Annotated in this window: 8 protein-coding genes and 1 pseudogene; 6 read left to right on the plus strand and 3 right to left on the minus strand. The window is 64.1% G+C overall.

Going from position 1 to position 11,589, the window contains the following annotated elements:
* Positions 1 to 39: 39 nt before the first annotated feature.
* From fba to HCN58_RS18940, 5 genes are all read left to right on the plus strand, one after another.
* Positions 40 to 1,107 (plus strand): class II fructose-bisphosphate aldolase, encoded by a 1,068-nt coding sequence (gene fba / locus HCN58_RS18920; protein WP_171580894.1) that lies wholly within the window; start codon positions 40 to 42, stop codon positions 1,105 to 1,107.
* A 111-nt stretch (positions 1,108 to 1,218) separates the two neighbouring features.
* Positions 1,219 to 2,244 (plus strand): class I fructose-bisphosphate aldolase, encoded by a 1,026-nt coding sequence (locus HCN58_RS18925; RefSeq protein ID WP_171580895.1) that lies wholly within the window; start codon positions 1,219 to 1,221, stop codon positions 2,242 to 2,244.
* Between the two features lie 2 nt (positions 2,245 to 2,246).
* Complete coding sequence (locus HCN58_RS18930) at positions 2,247 to 2,957, plus strand: thiamine phosphate synthase (RefSeq protein WP_171580896.1); 711 nt, start codon at positions 2,247 to 2,249, stop codon at positions 2,955 to 2,957.
* Positions 2,958 to 2,965: 8 nt separating this feature from the next.
* Positions 2,966 to 4,060, plus strand: a complete 1,095-nt coding sequence (locus HCN58_RS18935) for a tetratricopeptide repeat protein (protein WP_171580897.1) — start codon at positions 2,966 to 2,968, stop codon at positions 4,058 to 4,060.
* A gap of 227 nt (positions 4,061 to 4,287) precedes the next feature.
* Complete coding sequence (locus HCN58_RS18940; RefSeq protein WP_171580898.1) at positions 4,288 to 5,082, plus strand: inositol monophosphatase family protein; 795 nt, start codon at positions 4,288 to 4,290, stop codon at positions 5,080 to 5,082.
* A 125-nt stretch (positions 5,083 to 5,207) separates the two neighbouring features.
* On the opposite strand, the gene HCN58_RS18945 is transcribed toward HCN58_RS18940, so the two are convergent.
* The 3 genes and pseudogenes from HCN58_RS18945 to HCN58_RS18955 form a co-directional block, all read right to left on the minus strand.
* Positions 5,208 to 8,357: a multidrug efflux RND transporter permease subunit gene (locus HCN58_RS18945; RefSeq protein ID WP_171580899.1), complete on the minus strand. Its 3,150-nt coding sequence runs from the start codon at positions 8,355 to 8,357 to the stop codon at positions 5,208 to 5,210.
* Between the two features lie 9 nt (positions 8,358 to 8,366).
* Positions 8,367 to 9,569: an efflux RND transporter periplasmic adaptor subunit gene (locus HCN58_RS18950; RefSeq protein ID WP_171580900.1), complete on the minus strand. Its 1,203-nt coding sequence runs from the start codon at positions 9,567 to 9,569 to the stop codon at positions 8,367 to 8,369.
* Between the two features lie 317 nt (positions 9,570 to 9,886).
* Positions 9,887 to 10,066: pseudogene (locus HCN58_RS18955) on the minus strand (SAM-dependent methyltransferase); the annotation flags it as partial.
* Positions 10,067 to 10,478: 412 nt separating this feature from the next.
* Here HCN58_RS18955 and HCN58_RS18960 point away from each other — a divergent pair.
* Positions 10,479 to 11,474 carry a flagellar motor protein MotA gene (locus HCN58_RS18960; protein WP_171580901.1) on the plus strand — a complete coding sequence of 332 codons (996 nt, stop codon included), beginning with the start codon at positions 10,479 to 10,481 and terminating at the stop codon, positions 11,472 to 11,474.
* Positions 11,475 to 11,589: the final 115 nt, after the last annotated feature.

Consider the following 11,589-nt stretch of genomic DNA (forward strand, 5'->3'; position numbering starts at 1 on the left):
ATGGAGCGCCAAAGGCGCCGCAAATACAGGAGAATTTGAATGGCTCGCATTACCTTGCGTCAACTGCTCGACCATGCGGCAGAGCACGATTACGGGGTGCCGGCGTTCAACATCAACAATATGGAGCAGGCGCTCGCCATCATGGAGGCTGCCTCTTCCCTCGACGCCCCCGTCATCATTCAGGCCTCCCGCGGCGCGCGCTCCTATGCCAACGACGTGATGCTCAGGCACATGATGGACGCCGTCACCGAAATCTATCCGCAGATCCCGGTCTGCGTGCATCTCGATCACGGCAACGAACCCGCGACCTGCATGACCGCGATCCAGGCCGGCTTCACCTCGGTCATGATGGACGGTTCGCTGAAGGCCGACGGCAAGACCCCGGGCGACTGGGATTACAATGTTGGCGTGACCAAGACCGTCACCGACATGGCCCATCTCGGCGGCATCTCGGTGGAAGGCGAACTCGGCGTGCTCGGTTCGCTGGAGACCGGCATGGGCGACAAGGAAGACGGTCACGGCGCCGAAGGCAAGCTGTCGCACGACCAGTTGCTCACCAACCCCGACGAAGCCGTGAAGTTCGTGAAAGAAACAAAAGTCGACGCGCTGGCGATCGCGATGGGGACGTCGCACGGCGCCTACAAGTTCACGCGCAAGCCGGACGGCGACATCCTCGCCATGAAGGTGATCGAAGAAATCCATCGCAAGCTGCCGAACACGCATCTGGTGATGCACGGTTCGTCCTCGGTGCCGCAGGACCTGCAGGAGATCATCAACGCCAATGGCGGCAAGATGAAGCCGACCTGGGGCGTTCCGGTTTCGGAAATTCAGCGCGGCATCAAGAACGGCGTGCGCAAGATCAACATCGATACCGATAACCGCATGGCGATGACCGGGCAGATTCGGAAAGTGCTGAAGGACAATCCGGAAGAGTTCGATCCGCGCAAGTACCTCAAGCCCGCGATGGAAGCCATGGCCAAGCTGTGCAAGCAGCGGCTGCAGGAATTCAATACCGCAGGGCAGGCCAGCAAGATCAAGAAGGTGCTGACCACGGCCGAAATGGCCAAGCGGTACAGCAAGGGTGAGCTTGACCCGCGGGTTGCCTGAGCCGGCGCCCGCCTCGCAAACACCCCCGGTGCGACGAACGTTTTCTAGGCAATTGCCCGAGAACCGCCTATTTTGGTGCGCAAGGGCATGATGTTTTCGGAGAACGTTCCCATGAATCTTGCTGACCTCAACAAGGTTGCCCTCGCCATGGTCACCCCGGGCAAGGGCATTCTCGCCGCCGACGAATCCTCGGGCACGATCAAGAAGCGTTTTGACGCCATCAAGGTCGAATCGACCGAGGAGAACCGCCGCGACTATCGCGAGATGCTGTTCCGCTCCACCGAGGCGATGAGCAAGTACGTCTCGGGCGTGATCCTCTACGACGAGACCATCTGGCAGAACGCAAAGGACGGCACGCCGCTGGTCAAGCTGATCGAGCAGGCCGGCGCGATCCCCGGGATCAAGGTTGATGAAGGGACGCAGGCGCTGCCGCAGTGTCCGGGTGAACTGGTCACCGTCGGCCTCGATAAGCTTGCCGAGCGCCTGAAAAAATACTACGAGCGCGGCGCGCGCTTCGCCAAATGGCGCGCGGTGATCGATATCGGCAGCGGTATCCCCACCATGACCGCGATCAGCGTCAACGCGCACGCGCTGGCGCGCTATGCCGCGCTGTGCCAGGCGGCGCAGATCGTGCCGATCGTCGAGCCGGAAGTGCTGATGGACGGCGATCACGATATCGACCGCTGCTACGACGTGACTCAGCGCGTGCTGAACAAGACGTTCCAGGAATTGCGGGTGCAGCGCGTCGAGCTCGAGGGCATGGTGCTGAAGCCCAACATGGCGATCTCGGGCAAGAAGTGCCCGAAGCAGGCTTCCGTTGATGAAGTCGCGGAGAAAACCGTCCGTCTCCTGAAGGCGTGCGTTCCTGCGGCCGTGCCGGGCATCGCCTTCCTCTCCGGCGGACAATCCGATGAAGAAGCAACCGCGCATCTGAATGCGATGAACCGCAGCGGCGGCCTGCCATGGCGGCTGACCTTCTCCTACGGCCGGGCGCTGCAGGCGGCGCCGCAGAAGGCTTGGTCCGGCAAGGCCGAGAATGTCGCCGCGGGCCAGCGCGCGTTCACGCACCGTGCGCGGATGAACGCGCTGGCGAGCAAGGGCGAGTGGGAAACCGGCCTGGAAAAGAAGGTCGCCTAGACTTGGCCAATAAACCCGTTCCGCCGCGCCCGGCGCCGCGCCTCTATCTTGCGACGCCCGAGGTGGACGATCAGTCGCAGCTCGCAAACCAGCTTCCGGAGCTGTTGGCCGCGGCCGACGTCGCGGCGGTGCTGCTGCGGCTGAAGACGACCGACCAGCGCACGATGATCGCGCGCGTGAGAGCACTTGCGCCCGCGATCCAGAACACCGGCGCGGCGCTATTGCTCGACGGCCATGTCGAACTGGTGGCGCGCGCTGGTGCAGATGGCGCGCATCTCAACGGCCTCGCCGCGCTGGAGGATGCCTTGCCGTCGCTGAAGCCGGACCGCATTGCCGGCGTCGGCGGCCTTGCCACACGGCACGATTCGATGGCCGCGGGCGAAGCGGGCGCCGACTACGTGCTGTTCGGCGAGCCCGATGCAGAGGGCCAGCGGCCATCGACCGAAGCGATCGCCGAGCGCCTGCAATGGTGGGATGAATTGTTCGAGCCGCCCTGCATCGGCTTTGCCGTCTCGCGCGCAGAGGCTTCTGAATTCGCGCGCGCAGGAGCCGATTTCGTGCTGGTTGGCGATTTCATCTGGGCCGACCCACGCGGCGCAAAGGCTGCGCTGATCGATACGGCGCAGGCGATTGCGGAAGTGCACGAAGCAGCGTTCGGAAAAGCCAAAGCTGGCACCGATAAGTCTGGCACGGAAAAGGCCGGGCGCGGATAACGCCGGATATGAAACTCCTGCGTCTCATATCGCTGCTTGCGGGCCTCTCGATGACGATGGCTGGCGCCTCCGCGCAGATCTCGCTGACGCCGCCTGCCGCACAACCGCCCGCGGGCGCTCCGGCTGCGAAAAAGGAAGCGCCGCCCAAGCCAAAAGCTCCGCCCGCGGCGAAGCAGCCCACCGCGCCGAAGCCGGCGACAGCGCCCAAACCGGCGGCAACGCCCACGCCCGCCCCCTCGCCGGCGGCCGCCTTCGAGGATCCGAACGTCGACGTCGTTTATGGCGCCTATCAGCGCGGCATGTACAAGACGGCGTTCGATCTCGCGACGACGCGCGCGCAGCATAATGGCGATCCCAAGGCGATGACGATGCTGGGCGAACTCTACGCCAACGGGCTCGGCATCAAGCGCGACTATGCCAAGGCCGCCGATTGGTACCAGCGGGCAGCCGATGCCGGCGACCGCGAGGGCATGTTCGCGCTCGCCATGATGCGGCTGTCCGGCCGCGGCGGCGCCACCAATCGGGAGCAGGCGGTCAAGCTTTTGGCCTCCGCGGCCAAGCTCGGCAACCCGAAGGCGGCCTACAATCTGGCGCTGCTCTATCTCGACGGCAACACGCTGCCGCAGGACGTCCAGCGCGCTGCCGAACTGCTGCGCGTCGCAGCCGACGCAGGCAATCCGGAAGCGCAATACGCGCTCGCCACCTTCTACAAGGAAGGCACCGGCGTGCCGAAGGACATCGACAAGGCGGTGCGGTTGCTGCAGGCGGCGTCGCTAGCCGATAATGTCGACGCCGAGGTCGAGTACGCGATTGCGCTCTACAACGGCACCGGCACGCCGAGGAACCAGGCCGCGGCGGTCGCGCTGCTGCGCAAGGCGGCGCGGCAGAACTCGCCGATCGCGCAGAACCGGCTCGCCCGCGTGCTGGTGACCGGACAGGGCGCGCCGATGGACAAGATCGAAGGCTTCAAGTGGCACATTGTCGCCAAAACCGCAGGAAAAGGCGATCCTGAGCTGGACGAAAGGTTCTCTGAGATCAGTGCCGAAGATCGCGCCAAGGTCCAGGAAGCCGCGAAAAAATGGATCGGCACTGCCAATAAATGACGCCTTGACGGCAGCGGCTCCAGAGGGCACCCATGCCTGACCCGTCATCCCCAGGGTACTCGCGGGCACGCGAGCCTCGAAGGATGAACGGACCCGCCGGTGGCCGCCGTCCTTTAAAGACGCGTGTCCCGCGCTCCCAGCAACAACGGCGTAGCCGTTGTGCGGGGATGACGGAACAATGCTCAACCCGCCACCCACAATCATCGCGCCAACGAAACCTGTTCATCATGCTCTACTCAGCCCTCATCAACGTCATGGTGAAAGCCGCGCGCCGCGCCGGCCGCAGCCTCAAGCGTGACCTCGGCGAGATCGAACATCTGCAGGTGTCGCTGAAGGGCCCGGCCAACTTCGTCACCAAGGCAGACAGGCGCGCCGAGGAAATGCTCTACGAGGACCTCGCCAAGGCACGCCCCGGTTACGGCTTCATCGGCGAGGAAGGCGGCACGCGCGAAGGCGCCGACAAGAGCCACACCTGGATCGTCGATCCGCTCGACGGCACCACCAACTTTCTGCATGGCATCCCGCAATTCGCGATCTCGATCGGCCTGGCCCGCGAGAGCACCGTCATCGCCGGCGTGATCTACAATCCGGCTAATGACGAGTTGTACATCGCCGAGCGCGGCAAGGGCGCATTCCTCAATGATCAGCGGCTGCGCGTCGCCGGCCGCCGGCAACTCAACGAATGCGTTGTTGCCTGCGGCCTGCCGCATATCGGCCGCGGCGACCACGCGCTGGCCAACCGTGAGATGGCCGCGCTGCAGAACAAGGTCGCCGGCTTCCGCCGCTTCGGCGCCGCCTCGCTCGACCTCGCTTTCGTCGCCGCCGGCCGCCTCGACGGCTATTGGGAACGCAACCTGTCGCCATGGGACATCGCAGCCGGACAGATCATGGTGCGTGAAGCCGGTGGCTTGATCTCGGACATCGGCGGCAACGACGATGCGCTGAAGACCGGCGATGTGGTGTGCGGCAACGAGTTCGTGCACGGGGAACTGGTGAAGATCCTGAAGCCGTTGGACAGGTGAGCGCCACCACGTTTGCTGTCATTATCCGCGAACGCGGATGATCCAGTACTCCGCGGCAGCCGTGATGCGCCACACTTGATATCACGGCGTACTGGATGCCCCGCCTGCGCGGGGCATGACGAGTATCAAGGCTTGGCTGGCGCGGGCGGCCCATGCGGCTCCGCCGCCTCCTCCACCTTCTCCCGGTCCCCCGCCAGCACACGCTGCACCGAGACGAAGAACACCGGCACCATCAACAGCGCCAGGATCACCACCGCGATCATGCCGCCCATCACGCTGGTGCCGAGCGCCTGCTGGCTGGCGCCGCCGGCGCCGGTCGCGATCGCCATCGGCAGCACGCCGCAGACGAAGGCCAGGCCGGTCATCAGGATCGGGCGGAAGCGCAACGAGCAGGCTTCGATCGTCGCTTCCATCAACGGCTTACCTTGCGCGCGCAGATCCTTGGCGAATTCGATGATGAGGATGGCATCCTTGGCCGCGAGGCCAATAATGGTGATCAGACCAACGGTGAAGTAGACGTCGTTCGGCAGGCCGCGCATCGTGGCCGCAATCACCGCGCCGCAGACGCCGAGCGGCACTGTCAGCAGCACCGCCAGCGGAATGGTCCAGCTTTCATAGAGCGCGGCGAGCAGCAGGAACACCACCAGCACCGAGAGACCGAGCAGGAACGGCGCTTGCGAGCCCGACAGCTTTTCCTGCAGCGACTGGCCGGTCCATTCGTAACCGAAGCCGCGCGGCAGCTTGCCCGCGAGCCGCTCCATCTCGGCAATGGCATCGCCGGACGTGAAGCCGGGCTTGGCTTCGCCTGAGATGCGCACGGCGGGATAGTAGTTGAAGCCTGCAATCTGGGTCGGCCCCTTCGACCACTGAACCCTGGCGAAAGCGGAGAACGGCACCAATTGGCCGCGGCTGTTCTTGACATTGTAGTTGAGGATGTCGTCCGCATTCATGCGGCTGGCGCGGTCAGCCTGCACGATGACGCGCTGCATCCGCCCGCGGTTCGGGAAATCGTTGATGTAGTTCGAGCCGAGATTGGTCGAGATGGTCTGGTTGATGTCCTCGAAGGTGACGCCGAATGCGCCGGCCTTTTCGCGGTCGATCACCAGATTGACCTGCGGCGCCGGCGGCAGGCCCTCGACATAGACCTTCTGCAGCACGCGGCCGGCATTGGCTTCCGCGATCAGCCGGTCGGCGGCGGCGACCAGCGCTGGATAGCCCTTCTGCCCGCGGTCCTGCAGGCGGAACGAGAAGCCCGAGGAGTTGCCGAGATTGTCGATCGGCGGCGGCTGCAGCGCCGAAATCCTGGCGTCGCGGATCGAGGAGAGGTCGCGATTGATGTCGGCCACAATCGCGGCGGCGGAATCTTTCGCTCCGCGCTCCGACCAATCTTTCAACGTGATGAAGGCCTGCGCGGTGTTCATGCCTTGGCCGAGGAAGCTGAAGCCGGTGAGGAAGGTGACGTCCTCGACGCCGACGCGCTCGCGCAAGTATTTTTCGACCTGCTCGACCGCGGCCTCGGTACGGGCATAGGAGGAGTCGGACGGCGTCTGTACGTCGGTGGTGATAAAACCCTGGTCGTCGACCGGCAGGAAGCCGCCGGGCAGCCGGACGAAGCCCCAGCCCAGACCGATCAGGAGCGCCGCGTAGATCAGCATCAGGCGCCCGGTGCGCTTCAGCGAGCCCTGCACGGTGCGCGAATAGCCGACGCGGCTCGTCTCGAGCACGCGGTTGAACCAGCCGAACACGCCCTTGCGCGCATGGCCGTGGCCGGCCTCGACCGGCTTCAAGAGCGTCGCACACAAAGCCGGCGTCAGCGAAAGCGCCATCAGCGCGGAGAAGGCGATGGCGGACACCATCGTAACGGAGAACTGGCGGTAGATGATGCCGACCGATCCCGGGAAGAACGCCATCGGCACGAACACCGCCATCAGCACCAGCGTGATGCCAATGATGGCGCCGGTGATTTGCGACATCGCCTTGCGGGTGGCCTCCTTCGGCGGCAGGCCCTCTTCCGCCATGATGCGCTCGACGTTCTCGACTACGACGATGGCGTCGTCGACGAGAATGCCGACCGCGAGCACCATGCCGAACATGGTCAGCATGTTGATCGAATAGCCGGCGGCCATCAGCATCGCGCAGGTGCCGAGCAGCGCTACCGGCACCACGATGGTCGGGATGATGGTGTAGCGGATGTTCTGCAGGAACAGGAACATCACGATGAAGACCAGCACCACCGCTTCCACCAGCGTCATCAGCACTTTGTTGATCGAGGCCTTGACGACGGGCGTGATGTTGTAGGGGATTTCGTAGCCGATGTTGGCCGGAAAGAACTTTGATAGTTCCTTCATCTTGGCTTCGACGGCGCTGGCCGTGGCAAGCGCGTTGCCGGTCGGCGACAGCAGCACCGAAAGGCCCGCGGTCGGCTTGCCGTTGAGCCTGGTGTTGAACTGGTAGCTCAAGCCGCCGATCTCGATGCGGGCGACGTCGCGCAGCCGCACTGTCGATCCGTCCGGATTCGCGCGCAGCGTGATGGCGCCGAACTCGTCGGGCGAGGAGAGCTGGCCCTTGACCAGCACCAGCGCCGAAATTCGCTGTTCAGCGGTGCTGGGCTCGGCGCCGACGCTGCCCGAGGCGACCTGCGCGTTCTGCGCTGTTATCGACCTGTTGACGTCGTCGGCAGTGAGGCCGTAGCCGACGAGTTTTGCCGGATCGACCCAGATCCGCAAAGAGCGTTCCGTCGAATAGAGCGTGGCGCGGCCGACGCCGGGAATGCGCCTGATCTCGCCGAGCACGTTGCGGATCATGAAGTCGCCAAGGCCGATTTCGTCGAGCGAGCCGTCGGTCGAGTTCAGCGTAATGATCTGCAGCACGGCGGAGGAGGCTTCCTCGACCAGGATGCCCTGCTGGATCACGGCGCGCGGAAGCCGCGCCTCGACGCGCTTGAGGCGGTTCTGTACCTCGACCGAGGCCGCACCGGTCTCGGTTCCGGGCACGAAATTGGCGATGATTTCGACCTGTCCCAGCGAGTCGGAGGTCGATTCGAAATTAAGAATGCCGGAGGCGCCGTTGAGCTCCTCCTCGATTAACCGCGTGACGCTGTTATAGAGATTTTCCGGCGATGCGCCGGGATAGCTGGTCGAGATCGAGATCGAGGGCGGTGCGATGATCGGATATTGCGCGACCGCCAGCAGCGGGATCGAGATCGCGCCGACCAGGCAGATGAAAAGCGCGACGACCCAGGCAAAGATCGGCCTGTCAATGAAGAAGCTGGGCATCGACTGGTCTCAGTGGCGCGGCGGATTGGCTTGCTGGCTCGATATTCCGCCAACAGAGGCATCCGCATCGATCCAAGCCTTCGGCTTGACCTTGTCGCCGGGCACGAATTTCTGGAATCCATCGACGATGATGCGGTCGCCCTCTTTGAGGCCGTCGCTGATCAGCCACAGGCCGTCCTGCATCGGGCCGGTGCGGACCGGCTGCGTCGCGACACGACCGTCGTCCTTGACTACGAAGACCTCGCTGCCGCCGCCGGCATCGCGCTGGATCGCCTGCTGCGGCACAGCGATGGCGTCGGAATCGATGCCTTGTTCGATCAGGACGCGGACATACATGCCCGGCAGTAGTTCGCGATTCGGATTCGGAAACTGTCCGCGCAGCGTGACCTGCCCGGTATAGGCGTCGACCTTGGCATCAGAGAACAGAAGCTTGCCGGGAACCGGATAAACTGTACCGTCGTCGAGCACGAGGCGGACCTTGGCGACGTCGGGCGCGATCCGGTCGAGGTCACCGCTTTCGAGCGCACGGCGCAACTTGTTCATCTCCGACACCGATTGGGTGAAGTCGGCGTAGATCGGATCGAGTTGCTGGATCGTGGCGAGGCTGGTGGTCTCGTTCTGCACCACCAGCGCGCCTTCGCTCACCAGCGCGGCACCGACGACGCCGCTGATCGGCGCACGGATCGTTGCGTAATCGAGATTGAGTTTCGCGCGCGCGACTTCGGCCCTGCGGCTGCCGACCTCGGCCTCGGCCTGGCGCTGGGCCGCGATGGCTTTCTCATTCTCGGCCTCGGGCGCCGCGCGCTGGCTCGTCAGCGTCGCAATTCGTTTCGCATGCTGCGTGGCCAGATCGAGCGCAGCCACAGCCTTGTCGAGCGCCGCCTCGCTTGCCTGCAATTCGACTTCGAACGGCTTCGGATCGATCCGGTAGAGCGGATCGCCGGCCTTTACCTCGGTGCCCTGCTGGAACAGGCGCTCGACAACGATGCCCGAGACGCGCGCACGAACTTCGGAAACCCGGGTCGGTGCAATTCGACCGGGCAATTCGCGGATGATGGCCCGGGACTGCGACCGCACGGTGAAGGTTCCGACTTCGGGTTCGGCCGGTGCTGCAGCGGCGGCGGCCGTCGGCTCTTTACAGCCAGCCAAAAGCGGCGCCATCGCAGCTAACATCACAACGATGCATGCCGATTGCGTTCGTAGTCCGGACATTGAAAGCATTGCCCCAGTTCAGGTTTGAAAGCGCGAATTGAGTATTCGCGACATTGTCGTCAGCGGTGTCGGGAACTCACGGTTGATGGCATACAGGATAGGGAGAGGCTGCTGCGATGCAATACGGTTTCGCGGCGGCCCAATGTCACACGACGCTATCGTGCTGAAGTCGCGGCATTTTTCGTGAATCACTCGATTGTGAGCCGGTTCCATTGCGGTCCTGCGCGTCGCCCGGATGAAAGCGCAATCCGGCGAATGCGACATGCGCTCGATGGTTCCCGGGTTTCGCTTCGCTGCACTCTGGGTACGGGCCAGTTCGCCGCCTTCATGCGGTAACGGCTGGCGCCCCACTCGCCGCCACCGGCGTATCCAAACAGGCCTGCGGTGGCGAGCAGGAACCAGCGCCAGCGCCGCATCCACAACGCCGTCTCGCCACAGAACTTGCGAAACACGGGGTCGATTGCGTCGCGACGCTGATCGAAGTTCTCTAACCCATCCATGCCTCAGTCCCGCAGCGACCAGATCGCCACCCGTTCTGCAACCGGCCATTGCCGGCGCTGGCGTTACACTTCCGAACGGCCACACGGTACTGGCGATACCGGCCAGACCGAGCGCAAAGGTCGTGTTGACCACCAGCCGGAATTGCCGGTCCGCTGCTGCGCTATCCTGGCGCTTGCCATCAGAACAGAGAGAGACGCGGCACACCAGCGCCTCGGGATATAAGAGCGTCATAAAAATCCCGGTTGGACATCGAACCGTTCCAAAATACGCTGATGTCAAAGCCGGGTTTTGGGGAGAGATTGCACCGCCGTCGGCCCAAAATCGCGGCTTGCAGCTTTTTTCTCCAGCCCGCTGTGCCATATTGGTTGGCCGCCAGCGCGGCTTTTCGTAACGGATGACACCCCGCAAATGCCTTCAGGCCACACCTCCCGCTCCGAAATTGAGATCGAACTGACCAAGCTGTCCTCGCCACGGATTTTCCTGGTGCGGATGCTGGTGTTCCTGGTGCTATGCGCGCTGGTCATGATCGTGCTCTACAAGCAGATCATCGTCGCGTTCTTTGCCAATCCCGGCCTCAACGCGCTGATCGGCGGGGTGCTCCTGATCGGCACCATCCTGTCGTTCCGGCAGGTGGTTCGGCTCTATCCGGAAGTGGCATGGGTCAACAATTTCCGCATCGCCGATCCGGGGCTGGCGATCGACCGGCGCCCGACCTTGCTGGCGCCGATGGCGGCCATCCTCGGCGGCGAGCGCACCGGGCGGATGACGATCTCGCAGCAAACCATGCGGCACTTGCTCGATTCGATCGCGACGCGGCTGGACGAGGCCCGCGACATTTCCCGCTACATGACCGGCTTGCTGGTCTTCCTCGGCCTGCTCGGCACCTTCTGGGGTCTGATCGAGACCGTCGGTTCCGTCGGCAAGGTGATCGACGGCCTGAAGGTCGGCGGCGACGCCGGTTCCCTGTTCGACACTCTGAAAGAGGGACTGGCCGCGCCGCTCGGCGGCATGGGCATTTCGTTCTCGTCCTCGCTGTTCGGCCTCGCGGGCTCCCTGATCCTTGGTTTCCTCGACCTGCAGTCGAGCCAGGCGCAGAACCGCTTCTATACCGACCTCGAGGACTGGCTCGCCTCCACCGTTCGCGAATATGGCGATGGCACTTCCGGGATCGGCGGCGAATTGCAGCATGCGATGGAACGCATCCGCGCAGTGGTGGAAGAGAGCGGCGGCAGCCGCAACACCACGGCGGCGATGGCCAATCTCGCGGAAGCCATCCAGGGGCTGGTCGCGCATATGCGCACCGAGCAGCAGATGATCCGCGAATGGGCCGACGGCCAGGGCGAACAGAACCGCGAGATCAAGAAGCTCCTGGAGCGGATCGCCAAGCAGCCCGAGAAGAGCTAGACGAGGTGTTCGTGTCCCAGACGCGGTGCGGCGTGCAACGCCGCTCCGCAGAGCCGGGACCCAATTCGCGGCAGGTCCCGGCTCTGCGTCGCATCACTTGCGTGCTGCGCCGCGT

The sequence above is a fragment of the Bradyrhizobium australiense genome (genome assembly GCF_013114825.1).
Lineage (GTDB): Bacteria > Pseudomonadota > Alphaproteobacteria > Rhizobiales > Xanthobacteraceae > Bradyrhizobium > Bradyrhizobium australiense.

Excerpts from the sequence above, each read along its gene's own strand:
- fba (WP_171580894.1), top strand. The coding sequence starts at position 40 with ATGGCTCGCATTACCTTGCGTCAACTGCTCGACCATGCGGCAGAGCAC.
- HCN58_RS18925 (WP_171580895.1), top strand. The coding sequence starts at position 1,219 with ATGAATCTTGCTGACCTCAACAAGGTTGCCCTCGCCATGGTCACCCCG.
- HCN58_RS18935 (WP_171580897.1), top strand. The coding sequence starts at position 2,966 with ATGAAACTCCTGCGTCTCATATCGCTGCTTGCGGGCCTCTCGATGACG.
- HCN58_RS18940 (WP_171580898.1), top strand. The coding sequence starts at position 4,288 with ATGCTCTACTCAGCCCTCATCAACGTCATGGTGAAAGCCGCGCGCCGC.
- HCN58_RS18945 (WP_171580899.1), bottom strand. The coding sequence starts at position 8,357 with ATGCCCAGCTTCTTCATTGACAGGCCGATCTTTGCCTGGGTCGTCGCG.
- HCN58_RS18950 (WP_171580900.1), bottom strand. The coding sequence starts at position 9,569 with ATGTCCGGACTACGAACGCAATCGGCATGCATCGTTGTGATGTTAGCT.
- HCN58_RS18960 (WP_171580901.1), top strand. The coding sequence starts at position 10,479 with ATGCCTTCAGGCCACACCTCCCGCTCCGAAATTGAGATCGAACTGACC.